This is a genomic window from Luteimonas sp. GW821-FHT14E02, from assembly GCF_058803905.1.
This window is the reverse complement of sequence record NZ_JBXAPK010000002.1, coordinates 475648-498707: the sequence shown is the minus strand read 5'-3', so window position 1 is coordinate 498707 and position 23060 is coordinate 475648. Positions and strand designations below refer to the sequence as shown.

Sequence of the window (23060 nt, the reverse complement as noted above, 5' to 3'; positions counted from 1 at the left end):
CATCCTGGCGATGAACGCCCCCGCCGCTTCCGAAGTTCGCACGGATCCGGAACTCAGCGAGATCGTGTCCGAAACGATGTCGGCGATCTCCAATCCCACCGACCTGATCGTCAGCCTGGTCACGGTCGCGCTGACGATCGCGGTGTCGTTGTGGCTCACGAACCGAATCCGCCAGCGCTTCGCTCGGACCTTCGTGCGCCGCACCTTGATCGAGTACCTGGCCACGCCCGTGCTCGTGATGGCGCTGCTGGGCATGCTCAGCCTGTTCGGCGGCATCTTCGACAACCCGCTGCTCAACTTCGCCTTCACGCTGATCTTCCTGTTCGGCGTGGTGTGCGTCCTCGGCGCCGTCATCGAGCTGTTGTTCCGCCCGACACCGTTGCTGCGCATCCTGCTGCGCCTGGTGACATTGGTGTTGTGGCTGGTGATGGTGCTGGGTCTGTTCGGCGACCGCCAGCCGCTGATCGGCGAATTCTTCGCCGCTAAGATTCCTATCGGCGAGATCACGCTCTCCACCAACGGCATCTTCCGGGGACTGGTCGCGGGCGTGGTGATCATGATCGTCGCGCTCTGGGGCGATCGCGCCATCGACGGGCTGCTGCGCCGGAACCACCACCTGCGCCCGAATTTCGTGCTGGCGCTGTCGCGCATCTTCAGTGTGCTGATCTGGGTGGCCGCGCTGGCGCTGATCTTCTCGATCAGCGGCATCAACCTGACCGCGCTGGCGGCATTCAGCGGTGCGCTCGGCATCGGACTCGGCCTGGGCCTGCAGCGCCTGGCCGCCAGCTACATCAGCGGCCTGATCGTGCTGTTCGAGCAATCGGTGCGCGTGGGCGACAACATCGCCACCGGCGGCATCACCGGCCGGGTCACCAGCATGACCATGCGCTACACCATGGTCCGTACCCGCGACGGCATCGAGGCGATCGTCCCCAACGACAGCCTCACCAGCAGCACGATCGTCAATCAGTCCTGGTCCGACCGCAATTTGCGCCTGGTCTGCACCTTGCTGGTCAAGGCCGACACCGATCTCGTCACCGCGCGCGCCCTGCTCCTGAAGGCGATGTCCGCGCAGGCGCGCGTCCTGCAGGAGCCGCCGCCGGGCACCTACATCACCGGCGTCACCGACAAGGGCGTGCTGCTGGAAGGCCATTTCTGGATCTGCGATCCCGAGAACGGCCAGCACAATGTCTCATCGGACATCTACGACGCGACGCTGGCCGCATTCCGCGACAACGGCATCCGCCTGGCGGCCGAATGATCGACAGGCTGTCGCCAGACGCCGCCCGTGGGCTCGCCGACGCCATCCTGGCGCTGCACGTGGGCGTGGTGGCGTTCGTCGTGCTGGGGATGCTGGCGATCCTGATCGGCGGCCCATTCGGCTGGGCGTGGGTGCGCCGACCGGCCTTCCGCATCGCGCATCTGCTGCTGATGCTCTTCATCGCGCTACAGGCCTGGCTGGGTGAACTCTGCCCGCTGACGGTCTGGGAGCAGGCGCTGCGAACCCATGCAGGACAAGCCACTTACAACGAATCCTTCATCCAGCACTGGCTGTCGCGGGCGATCTTTTTCGACGTGCCGTGGTGGACTTTCGTTGCCGCCTACAGCGCGTTCGCCGCGCTCGCCGTGCTGTGCTGGCTGCTCTGGCCACCCCGACGCACGCGTCGGCGCTGACCGCCGTTCCTCCCCCATTCGTAAAAAAACAGCGCTTTTTTTGCGTTTTCCTATTGGCGCGGACGCGCAGTTGCCCTACATTTCCACTGCCGACAAGATCGGCCAGACAATTCCAATCATCCATTACGGAACAGGAAAACATGGCGAAGAAAGCAAAAACTGCGGCTAAGAAGGCTGCCCCGAAGAAAGCAGCGAAGCCCGCGGCGCCGAAGCCGATCAAAGAGGCGCTCGGCAAAGCGGGCCTCGTGGCGTACATCGCCGATGCCACCTCCGTCGCGGCGAAAGACGTCCGCGCCGTACTGGCTGCGCTCGAAGGCGCGGTCCACGCATCGGTCAGCAAGAAGGGCGCGGGTACGTTCACGCTGCCGGGCCTGCTGAAGGTCAATGTCCAGGACGTGCCGGCGAAGCCGAAGCGTAAGGGCATCAATCCCTTCACCAAGGAAGAGCAGTGGTTCGCTGCCAAGCCCGCGACCCGCAAGGTCAAGGTGCGCACGCTGGCCAAGCTCAAGGCTGCCGCGCTCTCCTGATCGTGCTGTTCTGATTCAGGCGTCGTGCCATCGGCGGGGATGTGGCGATCCCCTTCCCGCCGATGTCGAGAGGCCGGTGCTTTTCCTCGGGAAAGCCCGGCTTTTTTCATGTCCGCGCGAACACGCCGGCCATCGCATCCCCGTCGACGCCGCGAGAAGCACGCAGTAGGATGCCGCCGTTGCCCAAGGCCGGAGAATCCTCGTGAACAAGCGCATCGTGATCTGCGGCCTGCTGATGTCGCTGGCTTCGCTGATCCTGGGATACGTCGTCCACGGTCTGCTGCTCGGCCACGACTATCAGCCGTTGATGGGCACGCTGATCCGCACGCAGGAAGATTCGCAGCACTACTTCCCGTGGATGATCGTCGCCCACCTGTTGACCGGCTATGCGATGACCTGGATCTACGCGAAAGGATTCACCGCCGGCAAGAGCGTGTCCGGCCAGGGCTTGCGCTTCGGCATCGCGGTGGCGCTGCTGGTGGCCGTTCCCCACTACCTCATCTATTACGCGGTACAGCCGACACCGGCCGTGCTGGCGGTCAAGCAGATCGTGTTCGACAGCCTGCGCTTCGTGCTGCTGGGCCTGCTCGTGGCCTACCTGCACCCGCAGCGCGCGACACTGGCCGAGCGCGCGTGAGGCGCATGCATGCCCTTCTGCTAATGGAATGTTCACCCGGCTTGCGTAGGGTGCGCATGAAAACTTCCCGCTGACCGGAACCCGATGGCAATGGCTTCCTCCACGAAATCCTGGCTGCTCGCAGGCACGCTCGTCCTCCTCGCCGCCTGCGGCGACAAGTCTGCGACGGACGCGCAGCAGCAGGACGACCAGCAGGCCGGCCTGCCGAAACCACAGCAAGGCGATGGATCGGTCACCGGCATGTCGTCGAAACCGGGGCCTGGCGATGTGCCGCTCTCCGGCAATCCGCCGCCCGCGCCGACACCGGCGCAGGATCAAGTCGATCTGCTCAATCCGAATCCGGAGACAGGCGCACTTCCTGGCGGCGCGCCTGCCACCGATAGCTCGGGCGCAGCATCGACGGAGCCGACCGTCGAGGACGCGGCCGCGGTCATTCGCGATTACTACACCTCCATCGACAGCCGCAGCTACGCGCGCGCCTACGCGCTGTGGTCGAACGGCGGCCAGGCCAGCAACCAGACGCCGCAGCAGTTCGCCGACGGCTTCGCCAACACCGCACGCGTCAGCATCGAAGTCGGCGCGCCGGGCAATGAGGATGCCGGCGCCGGCCAGCGTTACATTCAAGTGCCGGTGACGATCACCGCGACACAGACCGACGGCAGCGTGCGCCGCTACGACGGCACCTACACCCTGCACCGCACAATCGTCGACGGCGCCACTGCCGAGCAGCGCGCCTGGCGTATCAATTCGGCGGATTTGCGCGAACTGAAGCCGTAATTCCCGACCGGTACCCACCACGCGTTTCGATTCACACATCAACGAAACGCCGACCTCTATTTCACCATTCCCGCCTTCGCGGGAATGACAACGGCAACGGGCTTCTACAACTCGAATCGGTAGCTGAGCTTCACCAGCAACTGCTCGTCATCGCGCAACGCGAAACTGTCGTGCAACAGGCCGCCGAGATCATCCGAATCGTCGTACCGATCGAGCCCGCCACGGCCGTAGACCACGTAGAGATACGACAGTGGCGCCAGTTCATAGCGATAGCGGATCTGGAACCCGAGATTGCTCAGGCCAATGTCGTTGACCGGTTCATCGCTGCGAACCGCATTGCCGGCCGCGTCCACACGATAGGCTTGTTGCAGCTTCGCGTTCACGGCGATCGCCTGCAGCTTCACCCGCAGTTCCTGCCGGCTGCCGATGTTCCAGTTCAGCCCGGCATTGAAATCCAGTTCGCGCTCCTCGAACCTGCCGATCAGATTGTCGTATTCCCAGTTCAGCCAGTTCTGGATGTGATCGGTGTAAAAGCCGGCATAGACGCTGAAGGCGTCGTTGATGAAATAGGTACCGGTGTACTTGAGGCTGTAGCCGAGCCGCCTGCTTTCGTTCACCAGCCCGCGCGTGAACAGTTCCGATTCGAGCTCGTGCGCCCAGTTGCCCTTGCGCGGGCGCTCATACTGGAAATCGACATAGAACCCCGCCGGAATTTTCAGTGCACCATTGCCGCGAGTCAGCAGATCATCGACGCCGGCGCTGTTGAGATTGATCTGCGCATACTCGTAACTGCCATCGCGCAGGCGGCTTTCGCGGCTGATGCGGAGCTGGTCGTTGAGCCTGTCGCCGTGATCGTTGCGGTTGGTGGTGATGCGGAAGCGCCAGTCCTTGGAGGCATAACGCGACTCCGTCGGCAGATCGGTGAAGCGGCGATTGACCTGCCAATGCAGGTAGTTGGTGCTGTTGCGCGACAGATAACCGGCATCGTTGATCTGCAGATCGTTGCCGAAATGCATGGCGATCCATTGCTGGCGCCAGCCATGATCCATCTCGTAGTCGGCCCAGACGGTCGCGCCCATGTCGCGCACGGTGTCGCCGGACTGTTCGATCTGGCTGCCGAAAAGACGCGTGCGGATGTTCCAGCGTGGCGTCGGCCGCCAGTTGTGATCGAAGCCGAGCACCGTGGCCTCGCGATCGAGATAAGGTCGTTCGACCTGGGTGAGCATCAATCCCAGGTTCTGATTGCTGAAATCGCGCACCAGGCGCAGTGCGCGGAACGAGCGGCCGACCTCGTCACCCTCCTCCGCGGCGAACACGCCGTACTTGGTCGCACCCACGCTGCCGTTGAGCTTGACCGCCGCCGTGATGTCACCGGACCCGTTGCCGTCGTCGGCCGGGCCGCCGACGCGCCGCGTGTAGAGCAGCTGGCTGAAGTCCGAGGGCGTGGTGTATTCGAACAATCCTTGGTTCTCGGTGAAGAACGGCCGCTTATCGCTGATGAAGGTCTCGGTGGCGCCGAAGTTTACCACCAGGTCGTCGCTTTCCACCTGCCCGAAGTCCGGATTGATCGTCGCCGTCGCCTGGAACTGGCCGTTGGGCTTCCAGAAAATGTCGACGCCGCCGTCGAAATCACGATCGTGGCGCACGTTGTCGTACAGACCGGAGACGTAGGGCGTGACCGCCAGCAACGCCTGGTTGTACTGCTTCAGTTCAACCGGATTGAAGTCGGACAGGAACCGTGGCCGCTCGAAACTGGCACCTGGCCAGGCCGAGCGCTCGCCGGTCGAGCCAATCACGCGATCCAGATAAAGCTTCACCGTGCGCATGTCACCATCGGCCTTGTGCATCGGCGCGATGTACCAGGGGATCAGCATCTCGACCGTCCAACTGTCGGCGTCCTCGGCGACCGCGCGCTGCCAGTTGCCGTCCCAGTCCTCGTTGAACTGGTTCTCGTTGGTGATCACCGCGTCATAGACGTCGCCGGTCGAGGCGACCGTGAAGTCATAGCCGGTGCGGCCGTCGCCGTCGAAATCGATCATCAGGTTGACGCGGTCGACCTGATCGTTGAAATCGCGCCGCACGCGCTGGCGCGTGCGCGGAACGGACGCCGGCTGCAGGTTCCTGAAAGCGATCGCCAGGCCTTCCGGCGTGGCGAGGATCCAGGCTTCCGTCGGCACCGAGGCCGGCGTGCCGTTCAGCGGTTGCACCTTGCGGAAGTCGGTGACATGGCGTGCGTCGCGCCACTCCTCCGGATCGATCCGGCCATCGATTTCAACAGCGTAGGCAGGCGCGGACAGTGCGGTCAGCACAGCCAGGGCCAGTCGGGCAGCGCGCATCAGAGGATTCCCATCGGGCGAATGCCCGTTGGCGCGCAAGTTACCGTCACCGCCAGCCGTTACCGACTGGCATCAGTCATGGCAACCTTTTTCCGCTTTGCTGCATCCGGCAGAGCAGGACCGCCGGTCCGGTGCCGTCAGCGCTTGGGCTGGAGCATGGTCCCGGTGCAGTTCTTGGCGCCGCACTTGCAGGCCCACAGCTTCTTCAGCTTGGCGGTGTGCGGCTCGTCGAGGACGATGCCGTAGTTGTAGGTCAGTTCCTCGCCCGGCTTGATGTCGCGGCTGGCCTCGATGAACACCTTGTCCTTGTGGTGTTTGCCCTTGCTGTTCTCCTCGATCACGGATTCGCAGTTCGGCTTGCAGCTGTGGTTGATCCAGCGCGCGATGTTGCCGTCGACGTTGGCGTCGATCACGTAATCGTCGTTGAGCGTGAACAGGAAGGTGTGGCCGTTCTCGTCGTCGTCGCCGTAAGCCTCGTCGACCTCTGCGTGGGTGCGGAGCTTGCCCTTGTAGCGGACGATGCGCTCACCTTTCTTGATGTCTTCGGTGGCGAAAACGCCGTTGCCGTGGATGGGGGATAAGCGGGCGGCGATCTTTTTCTTGGGCATGGGCGATCCGTGGGGGTGAGGGGCCGCGTGCTAGCGGACGCCCTCAAGGCGTCTGCTGCGGCCCCGAACGCCCGGCCATGGATGGCCGGGCAGGTGCATCCGCAGCCAGCAATGCCGCGCCACGGACGGCCTCCATATTACCAAGGGACGCAAGCACACCTTCACCCTCCCCAGACACGCGCCACAACAACGCAACGATCCGTTGCGCCATGCCCCGCTAAACAAGCCCTTCCCACACCGATCCAGCCATTGAGCCCGGCCTGGCTAAAAGCGTACAATTTCGGTACTATTTGAACTCCCAGCCAGAAGCCGTCGCCCGCGCGGCTGCTTCGAGCCAGCCGCCATGCTCCGAATCACCAAGCTCACCGACTACGCCACCGTCGTCCTGACCGTGCTGGCGAACGAACCCGAGGCTGTCGCCAGCGCCGCCGGTCTCGCCGAGCGAGCTGGCCTCGAAGCGCCAACCGTGGCCAAGGTCCTCAAACCCCTCGCCCAGGCCGGCCTGGTCGAAGCCTTCCGCGGCGCCAACGGCGGCTATCGCCTGGCGCGCCCGGCCAGCGAGATCAGCCTGCTCGAAATCGTCAACGCGATGGAAGGCCCGCTCGGCATGACCGAATGCAGCCTGCACTCGGGCACCTGCGGCATCGAACGCTCCTGCAACGTGCGCGCCAACTGGCGCCGCATCAACGACGTCGTCGCCGACGCCCTGCGTGGCATCTCGCTCGCGCACATGCTCAACGACGCCCCGCCCGACGCTTCCCCCCTCACCCGCAAGCCAGCCGGTACGCGCCCCGCGTCCCGCGCGATCCCTGCGCGACTGGCAGCCAGCTGACCCCACATGTCCGTAGAAAACGCCGAAATCCTTGAACAGCTCGGGCGCCGCTACAGCGCCGGCTTCGTCACCGACATCGAGTCCGACAGCTTCCCGCCCGGTCTCGACGAAGACGTCGTGCGCGCCCTGTCCGCGAAGAAACAAGAGCCCGAATGGATGACCGAATGGCGCGTGGCCGCCTACCGCCATTGGCTGACCATGCCGATGCCGCACTGGGCCAAGCTCAACATCGCACCGATCGACTTCCAGACGATCAGCTACTACTCCGCGCCAAAGGCCAAGTACGCCTCGCTCGACGAAGTGCCGCAGGAACTGCTCGACACCTACGAAAAGCTTGGCGTGCCCCTGCACGAGCGCGCCAAGCTCGCCGGCGTCGCCGTTGACGCGGTATTCGACTCGGTCAGCGTCGGCACCACCTTCCGCGCCGATCTTGCCAAGCACGGCGTCATCTTCTGCTCGATGTCCGAGGCCATCCGCGAACATCCGGACCTGGTCAGGCAATATCTCGGCAGCGTCGTCCCCACGCACGACAACTACTTCGCCGCGCTCAACGCAGCGGTGTTCTCCGACGGCAGCTTCGTCTACATCCCCAAGGGCGTGCGCTGCCCGATGGAGCTGTCCACGTACTTCCGCATCAACGCGATGAACACCGGGCAGTTCGAACGCACCCTGATCATCGCCGAGGACAAGAGCTACGTGTCCTACCTGGAAGGCTGCACCGCGCCGATGCGTGATGACAACCAGCTGCACGCGGCGGTGGTCGAACTGGTCGCGCTGGAAGATGCCGAGATCAAGTATTCCACCGTGCAGAACTGGTATCCGGGCGACGAGGAAGGCCGCGGCGGCATCTACAACTTCGTCACCAAGCGCGGCGAATGCCGTGGCGCGCGCAGCAAGATTTCCTGGACCCAGGTCGAAACCGGCTCGGCGATCACCTGGAAATACCCGTCCTGCGTGCTGCTCGGCGACGACTCCACCGGCGAATTCCATTCCGTCGCCCTCACCCACCATCGCCAGCAGGCCGATACCGGCACCAAGATGGTCCACATCGGCAAGCGCACCAAGTCGAAGATCGTCAGCAAGGGCATCAGCGCCGGGCGCGGCCAGAATTCCTACCGCGGGCTGGTGAAGGTGGAACGCAGCGCCGAGGGCGCGCGCAACTACACGCAATGCGATTCGCTGCTGATCGGCAAGCAGTGCGGCGCCCACACCTTCCCCTACATCGAGGTCAAGCATCCCAGCGCGACCGTCGAGCACGAAGCCACCACCTCGAAGATCTCCGACGACCAGCTGTTCTACTGCCGCAGCCGCGGCATCTCGCAAGAGGACGCGGTGAGCCTGATTGTCGACGGCTTCTGCAAGCAGGTGTTCAAGGAGCTGCCGATGGAGTTCGCGGTGGAGGCGAAGAAGTTGCTGGAAGTGAGCCTGGAGGGTTCCGTCGGATGAAAATCACGTCACTGCTTGTGCTTCTTGTCTTGTCGCAGAGCGCCCTCGCCGGCGACGCCGAGACTACGCAATGCCAGACCGACGGCAGCCAGCTGCAGTTGAACGCATGCGCGGCCGAGGATTTCGCCAGAGCCGACAAAGAGCTCAACGGCGTCTACAAGCAGATCCTCTCGGAATACAAGGACAATCCGTTGTTTCTCGAGAAGCTCAAGGCCGCCCAGCGGCTTTGGGTCCAACTGCGCGACGCCGAGGTCGAGGCCAGATTCCCCGTCGCAAAATCCGAGCGTGGCACCCAGGTTTGGGGGTCGTCCTATCCGATGAGTGTCGATGGCTACCGTGCCGAGCTCACCAGACAACGAACACGCCAACTGCATCTCTGGCTCGACGGCTTGCCGGAAGGCGACCTGTCTGCCGGATCGGTCCGCTGGAAACAGGACTAAGCGGCGAAACCAGCCGATCGCATCCCGCTGTACCACCATCGGACGACTGATCGTCAACTTTCACAGCCTTCGCAGAAACAGAATCATGCTCAAGATCGACAACCTCCACGCCAGCGTCGCCGGCAAGGACATCCTCAAGGGCGTCACGCTCGAAGTGAAACCGGGCGAAATGCACGCCATCATGGGGCCGAACGGCGCCGGCAAGTCCACGCTCGGCAACATCCTCGCCGGACGCGATGGCTACGAGATCACCAGTGGCAGCGTCAGCTTCGGCGGTCAGGACCTGCTCGAACTGGAGCCGGAAGCACGCGCCGCCGCCGGCGTGTTCCTCGCCTTCCAGTATCCGGTGGAAATCCCGGGCGTGAACAACACCTACTTCCTGCGCAGCGCCCTCAATGCGCAGCGCAAGGCGCGTGGCGAATCGGAACTGGACTCCATGCAGTTCCTGAAACTGGTGCGCGAGAAGCTCGCCGTCCTGCACCTGGACGACAAGCTGCTGCATCGCGGCGTCAACGAAGGATTCTCCGGCGGCGAGAAGAAGCGCAACGAGATCTTCCAGCTCGCCGTGCTCGAACCCAAGCTCGCGATCCTCGACGAAACCGACTCCGGCCTCGACATCGACGCGCTCAAGCATGTCGCCGAAGGCGTCAACGCGCTGCGTTCGCCCGAACGCGCCTTCCTGGTCATCACCCACTATCAGCGCCTGCTCGATTACATCCGTCCCGACGTCGTGCATGTGCTCGCCGATGGCCGCATCGTCGAAACCGGCGGGCCCGAACTGGCGCTTGAACTGGAACAGCACGGCTATGCCTGGGTGAAGGAGCGCATTACGCCCGAGGCGGCTGCGTGATGAGCACGTTGCTGCAATCCTTCCGCGAATCCATCGCGACGCTCCGGTCCTCGAGCGGCCCAGCGACGAGCGACGCCGATCGCCAAGCCGCGATCGAATCGATCGTGCAAGACGGCCTGCCCAGCCCGCGCAGCGAAGCCTGGAAGTACACCTCGCTGCGCGCACTGGAACGCCGCGCGTTCGCGCCGTCGCTGGACTTGCCCGCCTTCGACGATGCCTTGCTCGCCGACGTTCCCGCGCCGCGCCTGGTTTTCATCAATGGCTGCTTCGATGCCGCGCGCTCCGACACCTCCCACCTGCCGGCTGGTGTCGACTTGCGCGCGCAGGCCATCGGCACACCGTCCTCGGCCAGCGACGTGGACGACTCGCCACGCAACGATGAGGTATTCGCCAGACTCAACGACGCCCTGGCTGAAACCGGCGTGCAGCTACGCATCGAAGCCGGAGTCGCGGTCGAATCGCCCGTGCATCTGGTTTTCGTCGCCGCGCCTACGCCACGCGACCTGGCCTGGCACCTGCGCCACGACGTCGTGATCGGTGACGGCGCCACGCTGTCGCTGGTCGAGCATCATCTCCAGGCTGGCGCCCACCGCCACCTGGCCAATACGCGATTGATGCTGCGGCTCGGCGCCGGGGCGACATTGCACCATGCTCGCGCACAGCAGGAAGCCGATGGCGCGACGGCGATCCTGCGCACCGACGCGACACTCGCGCGCGAAGCCACCTACCACCGCCTCGATCTCGAACTCGGCGGCGCACTGTCCCGCCACGAACTCAACGTCCGCCTTGAAGGCGATGGTGCGCGACTCGTCGCCAACGGCGTGCTGCTCGCCGACGGCAAGCGCCATCTCGACACGCGCCTGGCCATCGAGCACGCGGCCCGCAATACCGCCTGCTCGCTGCTGTGGCGCGGTATCGGCGCCGGACGCGGCCATGCCGTGTTCCACGGCGGCATCACCATCCATGAAGGCGCCGACGGCAGCGATGCGAATCTTTCCAACAAGAATCTGCTGCTGAGCGAAAACGCCGAAATCGACACGCAGCCGGTGCTGGTGATCCACGCCGACGAGGTGAAAGCGGCGCACGGCGCTACGGTCGGTCAATTGGACCCGACGGCGATGTTCTACCTGCGCTCGCGCGGCTTGCCGGCGAACGAAGCGCGCCGCTTGCTGACCTCCGCGTTCGTGCGCGAACCGCTGGCCGTGATCGCATCTCCGGCGTTGCGCGACACGCTGCAGACACGTCTCGATGCTGCTTTGCACGATCTGGTGAGCGAATGAACGAATCACCATCCGTCGGCCCGACTCCCGTTCCCCAGCCGCATGGCACGGAAGCAGCGCATGCCATCGATTGGGATCGCGTCCGCGCGGACTTCCCACTGCTGCAGCGTCAGGTCCACGGCAAGGCGCTGATCTATTTCGATTCCGCCAACACCGGGCAGAAGCCCGCGGCGGTGATCGAAGCCGTCGACGACTTCTACCGTCGCCACAATGCCAACGTCAGCCGCGCCGTGCATCAGCTGGGCAGCGAAGCGACGGAATCCTACGAGAGTGCGCGCAAGAAGCTCGCCCGCTTCCTCAACGTGCGCACGGACGAGCTCGTGCTGTGCAGCGGCACCACCTTCGCGATCAATCTGGTCGCATACTCGTGGGCGCTGCCGCGACTGAAACCCGGCGACGCCATCCTGCTCACGCGCATGGAGCACCACGCTAACATCGTGCCGTGGCAATTGGTCGCCGAGCGCACCGGCGCCAGCATCAAGGTGGTCGAACTCACGCCCGAAGGCGCGCTCGACCTCGACATGCTGCACACGCTGATGACGCCCGAGGTGAAGCTGCTCGCCGTCGCCCACGTCAGCAACGTGCTCGGCACGGCGAATCCGGTGCGCGAGATCTGCCGCGAGGCAAGGCGCCGCGGCATCGTCACGCTGGTCGACGGTTCGCAGGCGGTGCCGCACCGCCCGGTCGACATCAAGGCGATCGGCTGCGACTTCTACGCCCTCACCGGCCACAAGATGTGCGGCCCCACGGGCACTGGCGCGCTGTGGGCACGCAAGGAACATCTGGTCGCAATGCCGCCGTTCATCGGCGGCGGCGAGATGATCAAGGAAGTCAGCTTCGACGGCACCGTCTACAACGACGTGCCCTACAAGTTCGAGGCCGGCACGCCCAACATCGCCGGATTCGTCGGGCTCGCGGCCGCCGTCGATTATCTGGATGCGCTCGGCATGGCCAATGTCGAGGCCCGCGAGCAAGCATTGCTGGCGCATCTCATGGAAGAACTGTCGAAATTCGACGGCCTGCGCATCTTCGGTACCGCGCCGGGCAAGGCCGCCGTGGTCTCGTTCCTGGTCGAGGGCGCGCATGCGCACGACCTCGCCACCCTGCTCGATCTGGAAGGCGTGGCCATCCGCTCCGGCCAGCATTGCGCGCATCCGCTGCTGCAGTGGTTCGGCGTGGCCGCCACCTGCCGCGCCTCGCTGGCGTTCTACAACACGCACGAAGAAGTGGAACACTTCGTCGCCGCGTTGCACAAAGTGCGCAAGCTGCTCGGCTGAGCACACTGGACCACTGCATGCCTTCCTCGCTCGCACGGGATCGGGAAGATTTCGACGACATCCTTGCGCAGGCCCTCCGTCACGCGCAGGCCTATCTGCACGGTCTCGACCAGCGTCCCGCCAGCGCGGGACTTGCCGAAGCCGACATAGGCGACGCGACCACGCTACCGGAGAACGGACCGGGCGCGGCCGCGGCACTCAATGAGTTCCACCGCGAATTCGAACACCATCTCTCGGCGAGTCCGGGATCGCGCTATTTCGGCTTCGTCACCGGTGGCGCCACCCCGGCGGCATTGGCCGCGGACTGGCTGGTCGGCACTTACGACCAGAACGCGCAACTCAACAACGACACCTGCGCGCCATACATCGAAGCCCAGGCCATCGACATGCTGCGCCAGCTGCTGGACTGGCCCGCGCACTGGAACGGCATCTGCGTCACCGGCGCGACAATGGCGAACTTCACAGGACTGGCGATCGCGCGACAGTGGTATGGCCACGAGCTCGGGCACGACATCGCCGCCGATGGCCTGCATGGCCTGCCTCCGCCCGCGATCTTCGCCGGCAGCGCGCATTCCAGCACACTCAAGGCATTGGCGATGCTCGGCCTGGGTCGCAACGGATTGCATGCCTTGCCGTTGCTGCCGCAGCGTGAAGCGCTCGACGTGTCTGCGCTCGAGTCCGCGCTGGATGCACTGAACGGCACGCCTGCCATAGTCTGCGCCAGCGCCGGCACGGTGAATACCGTCGACTATGACAACCTTGCCGCGATCGCGCATCTCAAGCAGCGCCATCGCTTCTGGCTGCACGTCGACGCAGCCTTCGGCGGTATCGCGGCGGCTTCGAATCAACACCGCCACCTGCTCGCAGGCATCGAGGCGGCCGACTCGGTCACGGTCGACGCGCACAAATGGCTCAACGTGCCCTACGACTGCGCGGTACTGTTCACGGCGCACCTGCCATTGCAGTTGCAGGTGTTCCAGAACCATTCGCCCTATCTGCCGCCACCGCGTGCCGTCACCAACAATTATCTGCATCTGGGGCCAGAGAATTCGCGCCGCTGGCGCGCGCTGCCGCTGTGGATGACCCTGCGCGCCTATGGACGGGACGGCCATGCCGAGATCGTGGAGCGCAATGTCGACGCCGCCCGCTATTTCGGCGAACTGATCGCCACCGAGCCGCGTTTGCGCCTGGCGGCACCGGTACGCTTGAACGTCGTCTGCTTCGGCCTCGCCGACGGCGACGATGCGAAGCTCGCGGCGCTGAAGCGACGCCTGGATGCCGAAGGCACCGCCTACTTCTCGGCATCGCGCCTGGGCGACCAGGCGATCCTGCGGGCGGCGATCTGCAACTGGCGCACCACCCGCGCCGACATCGATCGCAGCTTCGCCGCGCTGCGTGACTGCCTCGACGCCGAACTGCAATAATCCCGCACCCGCCGTCCCTTCCGCGCAGATGACTTCCACCCTGCAATTCCGCGCCGCCACGGCTGCTGACATCCCCGCCATCGTCGATCTCGTCACCTCCGCCTATCGCGGCGACGCCAGCCGTGTCGGTTGGACCACCGAGGCCGATTTCCTCGACGGCAACCGCATCGATCCGGTCGTCCTGCAGCACGACATCGAACGCCCGCGCAGCCGCGTCGTGCTGGCCGAGCGCGAGGGCACGGTGCTGGCTTGCGCGCATGTCGCCGAGGAAGATGGACACGGCTACTTCGGCATGTTCTCGGTCGTCCCCGGCCTGCAGAACGGCGGCATCGGCAAGCTGCTGCTGGCCGAGTGCGAGCGCATCGCGCGCGACGAGTGGGCCCTGCCCGGCATGCACATGACCGTGATCGACATTCGCGACGAGCTGATCGCCTTCTACGAGCGTCGCGGCTATCGTCGCACCGGCATCTACAAACCCTTCCCGCACGGCGATGCGCGTTTCGGCATTGCCAAGCGCGACGACCTGCGCTTCGAAGTCCTCGAAAAGGCGCTGTAGCCTCGCTTCTGGCCAACGTTTTCGAACAGGAGCAAGCCCTCATGTCCGACTGGATCCGTGTCTGCGCCACGTCCGAGCTGCTGCCGGGCGAGACCGTCGTGGCCTGGGACGGCGACACGCCGATCCTGGTCTTCAACTACGACGGCGACTACTACGCGCTGGAAGACCGCTGCAGCCATGAGGACTTCGAACTGTCCGCCGGCATGTTCGATGCCGACGAGGCCACCATCGAGTGCGCGCTGCATGGGGCCAAGTTCGATGTTCGCGACGGCCGGGCTTTGTGTGCGCCGGCCTATGCCCCGGTTCCCAAGTTCCCGGTCAAGGTCGAGGACGATGCGGTCTGGACCCGCGACGACCGTTGAAGTTGCCCAGTTGAAGACGCCCATTAGCCGGCTCTAGGCCGGCCCAAGCGTCTGCCGCGCCTTTGTAATCAAGAATAATTATCATTAATATATAGGCGAGCCGGCCGTCGGCCGGGATTGGGATCGTCCTGTAATGAATATCTCCGCGTTGGCTGTCGCTCCGCTGGCAGCCGCCCTAGCGACCGCGCTCGCCTCCCCCGCGTCGGCCTCCGATGCGCTTCCCGCCACCACTGTGGCCGCGACCGAATCGGCCACACCGGCCGGGACCGAACAAAAGGAAGCGACCCAGCTCGATACGGTCGAGGTCGAGGGTCGCCAGGTCCGCAAGGTCGCCTCTCCCAAATACACCGAGCCGCTGCTCGACACGCCGCAGTCGGTCACCGTCGTCACCAAGCAGGCGATGGACCAGCAGGGCCTGCTGTCGCTGCGCGATGTGCTTTCCACCCTGCCCGGCATCACCTTCGGCGCGGGCGAAGGCGGCGGCGGCTACGGCGACAGCATCACGCTGCGCGGATTCAACGCCAGCAGCGACATCACCACCGACAACGTGCGCGACAGCGCGCAGTACAGCCGCACCGATACGTTCAACATCGAAGCGGTGGAGCTGATCAACGGCGCCAATTCGGTGTACTCCGGTGCCGGTTCGGTCGGCGGCAACATCAATCTGGTCAGCAAGTCCGCGCGCGGCGGCGACTTCACCCTGCTGCAAGGCGGCGCGGGCACCGACGGCTACGGCCGCATCACCGTCGACAGCAATACCGATTTCGACAACGGCACCGCCTTCCGCATCAACGCGATGGTGCATCAGAACGACGCGCCGGGCCGCGATTTCGAGGACTTCGAGCGCTGGGGCATCGCGCCGTCGATCGCGTTCGGCCTGGGCAGCGACACGCGCTTCACGCTGAGCTATCTCCATCAGCACGACGAGAACGTTCCGCAGTACGGCGTGCCGTACTTCAGCGCCTTCGGCGGACCGTTGCCGGGCGTCGATCCGGAGAATTACTACGGCTATCGCAACCTCGACAAGCAGGAGATCGACGTCGACATGCTCACCGGCGTGTTCGAGCACGATTTCACCGAGAACACGACGCTGCGCAGCCTGGCGCGGTTCCAGAAGGTCGATCAGCTCACCGTCGTCGATGCGCCGCAGGGCACGTGGTGCCTGGAGAACGGTATCAATCCGGCGACTGGAGCGACTTGTACATCGCCGAATACTTATCGACCCAGCGGTCCGCGTGGCCATTCGCGCGACACCAGCAATGCGATCGCGATCAGCCAGACCGATCTGACCGCGCGCTTCAACACCGGCGCGGTGGAGCACGCGCTGGTCGCCGGCGTCTCGTTCTCGCATGAGAACTTCGATCTGGACACTGTGAGCCTGACGCGCAATCCGGACGGCAGCCCGGCCACATTGCCGCCGATGTCGCTGACCGATCCCGACGCGCGCTACAACGGCCCCATCAATCCCACCTTGACCGGCCGCACGGAAGGCACGCTCGACAACCAGGCCGTCTATCTGTTCGACACGCTCAAGTTCGGCGAACACTGGATGCTGAACCTCGGCGCGCGTTACGAGCACAACGAGGGCGACAGCGTCGCCTGGAACATCAAGACCTATACCGCGCCAACTGCAGAAAATCCGAATCCGGACAACAGCAACATCGGCAGCGTGCGCGGCAGGAACGATCCCGCGCGCAACGAGGACGACCTGTTCTCCTATCGCGCCGGCCTGGTCTACAAGCCGACCGCGAACGGCACGATCTATCTGTCGTACTCCAACAGCAAGACGCCGTCAAAGGCTTCGGTTAATGGCTCATGCACTCTGACTCAAACTACGAGCAATGGTGTCCTGCAAGGCAATGCCAACTGCTCTTCAGATCCGGAAACCGCAGTCAACATCGAGTTGGGGACCAAGTGGGAACTATCCGAGGGATTGGCACTGACCGCAGCCGTCTTCCGCAACGAACGCCAAAACTATAAGGTGTCAGACCCCGGCAATCCCGACAATCCTCTGGGCGAGCAACAGCTCGACGGCGAAGCGCGCGTGGACGGCATCACGCTGGGCCTGGCCGGCCACATCACCGAGGCCTGGGCGGTGTATGCCGACGTCGCCTGGCTCGACAGCGAAGTGCTGCAAGGCATCTCCGACTACAACAAGTCGCAAGGCGTCGCCGACCCGCTCAAGGGAAGGGCGATCAGCGGCACGCCGGAACGCTCAGGCAGCGCGTGGACCACCTACGACTGGAATGCCTGGACCTTCGGCTACGGCATTACCTATCAGAGCGGCTACGAGTGGTACAACGCGAGCGGCGCCAACGGCGGCGACGTCAGGGGTTACACCACGCATCGCGCGATGGTCGCCTACGAAGTCAACGATCGCCTGAGCCTGCAGCTCAACGCCAACAACCTGTTCGACAAGGAGTACTACATCCGCGTCCGCAACAACGGCTGGGCGACGCCGGGCGATGGCCGCCAGGTGGTGTTGAGCGCCAGTTACAGGTTCTAATCCGCCAACGCCGGCCACGCGGCGCCCGCCCCGGCGAGCGCCGCATCGAGAGCAAGCCATGCTGTTGCAGATTCCCCAAGTCCTCACCGCCGAACAGGTCGCGCTTTGCCACGAACGATTGGCGCAGGCTGACTGGGCCGACGGCCGCATCACCGCCGGCCATCAGTCCGCCAAGGCCAAGGACAACGCGCAGTTGCCGGAAGACTCCTCGGCGGCACGCGAACTGGGAACACTGGTGCTGGAAGCGCTCTCGCGCAACAGCACGTTCTTCTCGGCGGCGCTGCCCAAGCGGATCTATCCGCCGCTGTTCAATCGCTACGCCGGCGGGCAGTCGTTCGGTTATCACATCGACAATGCGATCCGTTACGACCGCAGCGGCGGCCGCGCCGAGCCGATCCGCACCGACCTGTCGGCGACGCTATTCCTGAGTGCACCGGAAGAGTACGACGGCGGCGAACTGGTGATCGAGGACACTTTTGGCACGCAAAGCGTGAAGCTGGCCGCAGGTGATCTCGTGCTGTATCCCGGCACCAGCCTGCACAAGGTATTGCCAGTCACGCGCGGCATGCGACTGGCCTCGTTCTTCTGGATCCAGAGCATGCTGCGCGAGGACGCGCAACGACGCATGATGTTCGAACTCGACGTGTCGATCCGCCGGCTCACGCAAGCCGTGCCAGAACATCCGGCGCTGGTGCAGCTGACCGGCGTGTACCACAACCTGCTGCGGCGCTGGGCGGAGCCGTGAGCGACGCCGCGCGCACGCCGGTCGCCGACCTCTCCGCGCAACAGCGGCGCGGTTTCTGGCTGCGCACGCTGCATCAGTGGCATTGGATCAGCTCGGCGGTATGCCTGATCGGCATGCTGCTGTTCGCGATCACGGGCATTACTCTCAACCATGCCGCGAAGATCGAAGGCAGTCCGAGGGTCGTCAACGAGAAGCTCGTGCTGCCGGCGGCATTGCTTGGTTCGCTCGGCAAGCGCGGCTCTGATGAGCATGCTGCCGGCAACGCACCCTTGCCTCCCACCGTCGGCGACTGGCTGGGGGAGCGGTTGAAGATTTCGATCGGAAGCCGCGAAGCGGAATGGTCCGAGGACGAAGTCTATCTCTCCATGCCAAGCCCCGGCGCCGATGCCTGGCTCAGCATCCAGCGCGCGGACGGCGCCGTGGAATACGAGCGCACCGATCGCGGCTGGATTTCGTATCTCAACGATCTGCACAAGGGCCGCAACGCCGGGCCGGCCTGGGGCTGGTTCATCGACATCTTCGCCATCGCCTGCGTGATCTTCACCGTCACCGGACTCTGGCTGCTGCAACTGCATGCGCGGCAGCGCCGCATGACCTGGCCCTATGTCGGGCTCGGACTGCTGGTGCCGTTGTTGCTGGCACTGATCTTCATTCACTAATCGCAAGGCTTCTTCATGCGCGTTCAACTCACCATCGCTCTGAGCGGCCTGCTGGCCATGCCGGCCTACTCCGCCGAATTCGATCTCGACATCGAGATTCCGCAACTCAAGGTCGCCGAATACCATCGCCCGTATGTCGCGGTCTGGGTGGAAGGCGCGGACCAGAAGACCGCGGCGAATCTCGCGGTCTGGTACATGAGCAAGGACACCAAGGAAGGCCACGGCACGAAGTGGCTGCCCGACCTGCGGCAATGGTGGCGCAAGAGCGGGCGCACGCTGAAAGTGCCGGTCGACGGCGTCACCGGCCCCACACGACCGGCCGGCAAGCACGCGCTGAATTTCGATAACAAGAGCCCGCAGCTGGCGCAGCTCGCACCTGGCGACTACACGCTGGTGGTGGAAGCCGCACGTGAGGTCGGCGGCCGCGAACTGCTCAAGATTCCCTTCCGCTGGCCCGCGCAATCGCCGCAGACCGGCAAGGCGCAAGGCACGACCGAACTCGGCGCGATCGCGCTCTCGATCAAGCCTTGATCGTCCATCCGGGCTTCCTTTTCCGGGCACCCCACGTTGCCACTTCGACGGAGCACATCATGAAACGTCTTTCCTTCCTCACTCCAGCAGCCCTCGCGCTGGCGATCGCCGCGCTGCCCTTCTCTGCCTTCGCACACAAGGCCTGGCTGATGCCGTCGCAGACCGTGATCGCGGGCGAAGATCCGTGGATCACCGTCGACGCCGCCGTCTCCAACGATCTGTTCTACTTCAACCACGTGCCGCTGCGCCTGGACAACATCGTCATCAGCGCGCCAGATGGCAGCCGCGTGGAAGCGCAGAACAGCGCCACCGGCAAGTACCGCAGCGTGTTCGACGTACAGCTCAAGCAGGCCGGCACCTACAAGATCGGCGTCGTCAACGATTACGCCATCGCCAGCTGGGACGTGAATGGCCAGCGCAAGCGCTGGCGCGGCACGCCGCAGGCGCTCGCCACCGAGGTGCCGAAGGATGCACAGAAGCTGGAAGTCGGGCAATCACTGAGCCGCGTGGAAACCTTCGTCACCAACGGCTCACCGAACGACACCGCGCTCAAGCCCAGCGGCGACGGCCTGGAGCTGGTGCCGGTCACACACCCCAACGATCTGTTCGCTGGTGAGGAAGCGAAGTTCCGTTTCCAGATCGACGGCAAGCCGGCCGCCGGCCTCGCGGTCGAGATCATTCGCGGCGGCACGCGCTATCGCAACGCGCAGGATGAGATCAAGCTCACCACCGACGCCAACGGCGAGTTCAGCGTGAAGTGGCCGGAAGCCGGCGTGTACTGGCTCAACGCGAGCAGCGAGGACGACAAGGTGACGGTGCCGCAAGCGAAGCAGCGCCGCCTCGGTTACGTCGCGACGCTGGAAGTATTGCCCCAGTAAGGCGGCCGTTGTTTCAGCAGCAAATCGTCTTATCCGACCGTGTTGGACTCCGCTCCTTCCATCGCCACGCAGGCCGTGCACATGCTCTATGGCGAAACCATGGGCACGCGTTGGCGCGTGAACGCGGTAGCGTCCACGAACGCCGATCTGCATCTTCTGCATCGCGACGTCCAGTCTCAGCTGGATGTCGTGGTGGCACAGATGAGCACGTGGGAAACGGATTCGGACATCTGCCGTTTCAACCGCGCCCCTGGCGGTACCTGGCACGTATTGCCGCAAGCCTTCTTCGATGTCCTGCGTTGCGCGTTCGACATCGCCGGGGCGAGCGGTGGCGCCTACGACCCCACCGTCGGGCCGCTGGTCAGCCTGTGGGGATTCGGCGCCGACGGCACCGGCCATCGCATTCCGGAAGCAGATGAAATCGCCGACGCGCGCGCGCGCGTCGGCTGGCAGCACATCGAGCTCCGCGCCGAAACCTTGTCGGCCCTGCAGCCAGGTGGCATTTCACTCGACCTCTCCGCGATCGCAAAAGGCTATGGCGTGGATGCGATCGTGGGGTGTCTGTGCGAACGTGGCATCCCAGCGGCGCTGGTGGACGTGGGCGGCGAACTTCGCGGTTACGGCCACAAGCCGGATGGCAAGGCGTGGCACATCCTGGTCGAATCCCAAGAAGAATCGGATGACGACGCCCCTTGCGTACTCGTCCTGGAGAGCGGCAAAGCAGTCGCAACTTCCGGCGATCGCTGGCATCGCTTCGAACAGGACGGACGCCGCTACGCGCACACGATCGATCCGCGTAGCGGACGACCGGTCGAACACGCGCCGGCCTCAGTGACCGTCGTCGCCGACACCGCCATGCAGGCCGATGCCTGGGCGACCGCATTGACCGTCATGGGCATGCAGGACGGCGTCGACTTCGCCACACGCCATGGCCTGGCGGCACGCTTCGTTGCACATGCCGAGGGGCGAATCGTCGTTCGTGTCACGCCGGCTTTTCCGCAACCGCTCGCGGCATGAGTTCGCGGCGCAAGTCGAAAATGATGTCGCGCCAGATGTTCGGCAACGCGGTCGTGCTGCTTGGGTTGTTGATCGTGATCGCGGCCCTGCTGCCGCTGCACGACGATGTCTGGTGGTACGGATCGCCGCGCGCGGAACGGTGGGCGTTCGCAATCTTCGCGATCGTGCTTTATGCCACATTCTGCGGCGCTCTCTGGTGGCGGACGTCAAGCGCTTCGCGCAAGGCGCGCCAAGCCCTCGCGGCATCCGGCGCGAATGCCGGCATCCTCGTGGCCTGGGCCAGCCAGACGGGCTTCGCCCAGCAGATCGCCGAACGCACCGCCGACTCGCTGGCAAAGGCGGGAGTCGCCGTCCGGCTCCGTGAACTTGCCGACATCGACGCGTCGACACTCGGCGCGCACGAGCGCGCCCTGTTCGTCGTCAGCACCACGGGCGAAGGCGACGCGCCCGATCACGCCCTCGCCTTCGTGCGCGACGTGCTCGATAAGGAAATCGCACTCAGCAACCTGCGCTACGGCATCCTCGCGCTTGGCGATCGAAAGTACGCGAATTTCTGCGGCTTCGGCCATCGACTCGAGCAATGGCTGCGACGCGCCGGCGCGACATCCTCATTCGACCTGATCGAAGTCGACAACGGCGATGCTGGCGCGCTGCGTCACTGGCAGCACCATCTCGGCCTGCTCGCCGACGCGCCGGAGTTACCGGATTGGGCGCCGGCCAGCTACGAACGCTGGACGCTGCACGAACGACATGAAGCGAATCCCGGAAGTGTCGGTGGCGGCGCCTATCACATCGAGCTGCGGCCGCCGCCGGGAATCACGCTGCACTGGCAAGCCGGCGACATCGCCGAAATCGGTCCGCGCAATGCGCCGTCGGCGGTTGCCACTTCCCTTGCCGCGCTGGGAATGCGGGGTGATACCGAAGTGATTCGCGATGGAGAAAAGATCTCGCTCGGAGAAATCCTGGCCCGATCGCATCTGCCAACAGCATCGGAGGTCAGGGCTCCGGACGCGCAGACGCTGGCGCAAACTCTGAACCCGCTACCGCATCGTGAATACTCCATCGCGTCGCTGCCTCAGGACGGCAGTCTGCATCTGCTGGTGCGGCGGATGCGGCGTGGCGATGGTCAGCCAGGACTTGGCAGCGGATGGCTGTGCGATCACGCACTGCCAGGCGGCGAGGTCGCGTTGCGGATTCGCAGCAATCCCAACTTCCATCCACCCGCCAAGGAACGGCCAATGCTTCTGATCGGCAACGGCACGGGCATCGCGGGCTTGCGCGCGCACCTGAAGGCGCGCATCGCCGCGGGCGCGCGGCGCAACTGGCTGGTGTTCGGCGAGCGCAATGCCGATCGCGATTATTTCTATCGCGATGAGATCGAAAGCTGGCGAACGGAGAGCTTCATCGAGCATCTCGACCTCGCGTTCTCGCGCGATCCGGCCGAAAGCACCAAAAACACCGGAAGCCTCGTTGAAAAGCGTTACGTGCAGCATCTTCTGCGCGACCGCGCAGATCGTCTACGCGTTTGGGCGGCCGAAGGAGCGGCGATCTACATCTGCGGTAGTCTCGAAGGCATGGCGCCAGGCGTGGACGCCGTGCTGCGCGAAATCCTGGGAGACGCCGCGGTCGACGGCATGCTGATCGACGGCCGCTATCGTCGCGACGTGTACTGAGCGGCACTGCGGCGCGCGATGCGCC

The 23060-nt window shown here is 64.6% G+C and carries 23 protein-coding genes; 21 read left to right on the top strand and 2 right to left on the bottom strand.

Annotation, left to right across the window (positions count from 1 at the left end; translation table 11 throughout):
• The first annotated feature begins 10 nt into the window (after positions 1-10).
• The 5 genes from AC1RNP_RS05265 (at position 11) to AC1RNP_RS05245 (ending at position 3615) form a co-directional block, all read left to right on the top strand.
• Positions 11-1261: a mechanosensitive ion channel family protein gene (locus AC1RNP_RS05265; RefSeq protein ID WP_493050194.1), complete on the top strand. Its 1251-nt coding sequence runs from the start codon at positions 11-13 to the stop codon at positions 1259-1261.
• Complete coding sequence (locus tag AC1RNP_RS05260) at positions 1258-1674, top strand: DUF2784 domain-containing protein (protein ID WP_493050193.1); 417 nt, start codon at positions 1258-1260, stop codon at positions 1672-1674. Before AC1RNP_RS05265 ends, AC1RNP_RS05260 begins: the two co-directional genes overlap by 4 nt.
• Before the next feature lie 140 nt (positions 1675-1814).
• A complete protein-coding gene (locus tag AC1RNP_RS05255) occupies positions 1815-2201 on the top strand; it encodes an HU family DNA-binding protein (RefSeq protein ID WP_226468864.1) in 387 nt (128 codons plus the stop codon).
• Positions 2202-2403: 202 nt separating this feature from the next.
• Positions 2404-2838 carry a hypothetical protein gene (locus tag AC1RNP_RS05250; protein WP_226468865.1) on the top strand — a complete coding sequence of 145 codons (435 nt, stop codon included), beginning with the start codon at positions 2404-2406 and terminating at the stop codon, positions 2836-2838.
• Between the two features lie 90 nt (positions 2839-2928).
• Positions 2929-3615: a hypothetical protein gene (locus AC1RNP_RS05245; protein ID WP_493050192.1), complete on the top strand. Its 687-nt coding sequence runs from the start codon at positions 2929-2931 to the stop codon at positions 3613-3615.
• Between the two features lie 104 nt (positions 3616-3719).
• On the opposite strand, the gene AC1RNP_RS05240 is transcribed toward AC1RNP_RS05245, so the two are convergent.
• Positions 3720-5951 carry a DUF5916 domain-containing protein gene (locus tag AC1RNP_RS05240; RefSeq protein ID WP_493050191.1) on the bottom strand — a complete coding sequence of 744 codons (2232 nt, stop codon included), beginning with the start codon at positions 5949-5951 and terminating at the stop codon, positions 3720-3722.
• Between the two features lie 137 nt (positions 5952-6088).
• Positions 6089-6559, bottom strand: a complete 471-nt coding sequence (locus AC1RNP_RS05235) for an SET domain-containing protein (RefSeq protein ID WP_493050190.1) — start codon at positions 6557-6559, stop codon at positions 6089-6091.
• A 343-nt stretch (positions 6560-6902) separates the two neighbouring features.
• On the opposite strand from AC1RNP_RS05235, the gene AC1RNP_RS05230 reads away from it, so the two are divergent.
• The 16 genes from AC1RNP_RS05230 (at position 6903) to AC1RNP_RS05155 (ending at position 23035) form a co-directional block, all read left to right on the top strand.
• Positions 6903-7391, top strand: coding sequence for an SUF system Fe-S cluster assembly regulator (locus AC1RNP_RS05230; protein ID WP_493050189.1), 489 nt, complete (start codon positions 6903-6905; stop codon positions 7389-7391).
• A 6-nt stretch (positions 7392-7397) separates the two neighbouring features.
• Entirely contained in the window at positions 7398-8837 is a 1440-nt protein-coding gene (sufB, locus tag AC1RNP_RS05225; RefSeq protein ID WP_493050188.1) for a Fe-S cluster assembly protein SufB, read from the top strand.
• Positions 8834-9277: a lysozyme inhibitor LprI family protein gene (locus tag AC1RNP_RS05220; RefSeq protein ID WP_493050187.1), complete on the top strand. Its 444-nt coding sequence runs from the start codon at positions 8834-8836 to the stop codon at positions 9275-9277. Before sufB ends, AC1RNP_RS05220 begins: the two co-directional genes overlap by 4 nt.
• 85 nt (positions 9278-9362) lie before the next feature.
• A complete protein-coding gene (sufC, locus tag AC1RNP_RS05215) occupies positions 9363-10127 on the top strand; it encodes a Fe-S cluster assembly ATPase SufC (RefSeq protein ID WP_493050186.1) in 765 nt (254 codons plus the stop codon).
• On the top strand, positions 10127-11407 hold the full coding sequence (gene sufD / locus AC1RNP_RS05210) for a Fe-S cluster assembly protein SufD (protein WP_493050185.1): 1281 nt from the start codon (positions 10127-10129) through the stop codon (positions 11405-11407). Before sufC ends, sufD begins: the two co-directional genes overlap by 1 nt.
• Positions 11404-12684 carry a cysteine desulfurase gene (locus tag AC1RNP_RS05205; protein ID WP_493050184.1) on the top strand — a complete coding sequence of 427 codons (1281 nt, stop codon included), beginning with the start codon at positions 11404-11406 and terminating at the stop codon, positions 12682-12684. Before sufD ends, AC1RNP_RS05205 begins: the two co-directional genes overlap by 4 nt.
• 17 nt (positions 12685-12701) lie before the next feature.
• Positions 12702-14108 (top strand): pyridoxal phosphate-dependent decarboxylase family protein, encoded by a 1407-nt coding sequence (locus AC1RNP_RS05200; RefSeq protein WP_493050183.1) that lies wholly within the window; start codon positions 12702-12704, stop codon positions 14106-14108.
• A gap of 28 nt (positions 14109-14136) precedes the next feature.
• Positions 14137-14664 carry a GNAT family N-acetyltransferase gene (locus tag AC1RNP_RS05195; protein WP_493050182.1) on the top strand — a complete coding sequence of 176 codons (528 nt, stop codon included), beginning with the start codon at positions 14137-14139 and terminating at the stop codon, positions 14662-14664.
• Between the two features lie 41 nt (positions 14665-14705).
• Positions 14706-15026, top strand: a complete 321-nt coding sequence (locus AC1RNP_RS05190; protein WP_493050181.1) for a Rieske (2Fe-2S) protein — start codon at positions 14706-14708, stop codon at positions 15024-15026.
• 133 nt (positions 15027-15159) lie between these two features.
• Entirely contained in the window at positions 15160-17532 is a 2373-nt protein-coding gene (locus AC1RNP_RS05185; RefSeq protein ID WP_493050180.1) for a TonB-dependent receptor, read from the top strand.
• A 58-nt stretch (positions 17533-17590) separates the two neighbouring features.
• On the top strand, positions 17591-18277 hold the full coding sequence (locus AC1RNP_RS05180) for a Fe2+-dependent dioxygenase (protein WP_493050179.1): 687 nt from the start codon (positions 17591-17593) through the stop codon (positions 18275-18277).
• Positions 18274-18936 carry a PepSY-associated TM helix domain-containing protein gene (locus AC1RNP_RS05175; protein WP_493050178.1) on the top strand — a complete coding sequence of 221 codons (663 nt, stop codon included), beginning with the start codon at positions 18274-18276 and terminating at the stop codon, positions 18934-18936. The genes AC1RNP_RS05180 and AC1RNP_RS05175 overlap by 4 nt, the downstream gene beginning before the upstream one ends.
• A gap of 15 nt (positions 18937-18951) precedes the next feature.
• Positions 18952-19467 carry a DUF2271 domain-containing protein gene (locus AC1RNP_RS05170; protein WP_493050177.1) on the top strand — a complete coding sequence of 172 codons (516 nt, stop codon included), beginning with the start codon at positions 18952-18954 and terminating at the stop codon, positions 19465-19467.
• Between the two features lie 59 nt (positions 19468-19526).
• Positions 19527-20345: a DUF4198 domain-containing protein gene (locus AC1RNP_RS05165; RefSeq protein ID WP_493050176.1), complete on the top strand. Its 819-nt coding sequence runs from the start codon at positions 19527-19529 to the stop codon at positions 20343-20345.
• Positions 20346-20387: 42 nt separating this feature from the next.
• A complete protein-coding gene (locus AC1RNP_RS05160) occupies positions 20388-21362 on the top strand; it encodes an FAD:protein FMN transferase (RefSeq protein WP_493050175.1) in 975 nt (324 codons plus the stop codon).
• Positions 21359-23035, top strand: a complete 1677-nt coding sequence (locus AC1RNP_RS05155) for a sulfite reductase subunit alpha (RefSeq protein ID WP_493050174.1) — start codon at positions 21359-21361, stop codon at positions 23033-23035. The genes AC1RNP_RS05160 and AC1RNP_RS05155 overlap by 4 nt, the downstream gene beginning before the upstream one ends.
• The last annotated feature ends 25 nt before the right edge of the window (positions 23036-23060 follow it).

Coding starts and splice junctions, on each gene's coding strand:
- AC1RNP_RS05235 (WP_493050190.1), bottom strand. CDS start 6,559: ATGCCCAAGAAAAAGATCGCCGCCCGCTTATCCCCCATCCACGGCAAC.
- AC1RNP_RS05260 (WP_493050193.1), top strand. CDS start 1,258: ATGATCGACAGGCTGTCGCCAGACGCCGCCCGTGGGCTCGCCGACGCC.
- AC1RNP_RS05240 (WP_493050191.1), bottom strand. CDS start 5,951: ATGCGCGCTGCCCGACTGGCCCTGGCTGTGCTGACCGCACTGTCCGCG.
- AC1RNP_RS05205 (WP_493050184.1), top strand. CDS start 11,404: ATGAACGAATCACCATCCGTCGGCCCGACTCCCGTTCCCCAGCCGCAT.
- sufB (WP_493050188.1), top strand. CDS start 7,398: ATGTCCGTAGAAAACGCCGAAATCCTTGAACAGCTCGGGCGCCGCTAC.
- AC1RNP_RS05165 (WP_493050176.1), top strand. CDS start 19,527: ATGAAACGTCTTTCCTTCCTCACTCCAGCAGCCCTCGCGCTGGCGATC.
- sufC (WP_493050186.1), top strand. CDS start 9,363: ATGCTCAAGATCGACAACCTCCACGCCAGCGTCGCCGGCAAGGACATC.
- AC1RNP_RS05170 (WP_493050177.1), top strand. CDS start 18,952: ATGCGCGTTCAACTCACCATCGCTCTGAGCGGCCTGCTGGCCATGCCG.
- AC1RNP_RS05190 (WP_493050181.1), top strand. CDS start 14,706: ATGTCCGACTGGATCCGTGTCTGCGCCACGTCCGAGCTGCTGCCGGGC.
- AC1RNP_RS05200 (WP_493050183.1), top strand. CDS start 12,702: ATGCCTTCCTCGCTCGCACGGGATCGGGAAGATTTCGACGACATCCTT.
- AC1RNP_RS05255 (WP_226468864.1), top strand. CDS start 1,815: ATGGCGAAGAAAGCAAAAACTGCGGCTAAGAAGGCTGCCCCGAAGAAA.
- sufD (WP_493050185.1), top strand. CDS start 10,127: ATGAGCACGTTGCTGCAATCCTTCCGCGAATCCATCGCGACGCTCCGG.
- AC1RNP_RS05230 (WP_493050189.1), top strand. CDS start 6,903: ATGCTCCGAATCACCAAGCTCACCGACTACGCCACCGTCGTCCTGACC.
- AC1RNP_RS05245 (WP_493050192.1), top strand. CDS start 2,929: ATGGCTTCCTCCACGAAATCCTGGCTGCTCGCAGGCACGCTCGTCCTC.
- AC1RNP_RS05155 (WP_493050174.1), top strand. CDS start 21,359: ATGAGTTCGCGGCGCAAGTCGAAAATGATGTCGCGCCAGATGTTCGGC.
- AC1RNP_RS05220 (WP_493050187.1), top strand. CDS start 8,834: ATGAAAATCACGTCACTGCTTGTGCTTCTTGTCTTGTCGCAGAGCGCC.
- AC1RNP_RS05195 (WP_493050182.1), top strand. CDS start 14,137: ATGACTTCCACCCTGCAATTCCGCGCCGCCACGGCTGCTGACATCCCC.
- AC1RNP_RS05265 (WP_493050194.1), top strand. CDS start 11: ATGAACGCCCCCGCCGCTTCCGAAGTTCGCACGGATCCGGAACTCAGC.
- AC1RNP_RS05180 (WP_493050179.1), top strand. CDS start 17,591: ATGCTGTTGCAGATTCCCCAAGTCCTCACCGCCGAACAGGTCGCGCTT.
- AC1RNP_RS05185 (WP_493050180.1), top strand. CDS start 15,160: ATGAATATCTCCGCGTTGGCTGTCGCTCCGCTGGCAGCCGCCCTAGCG.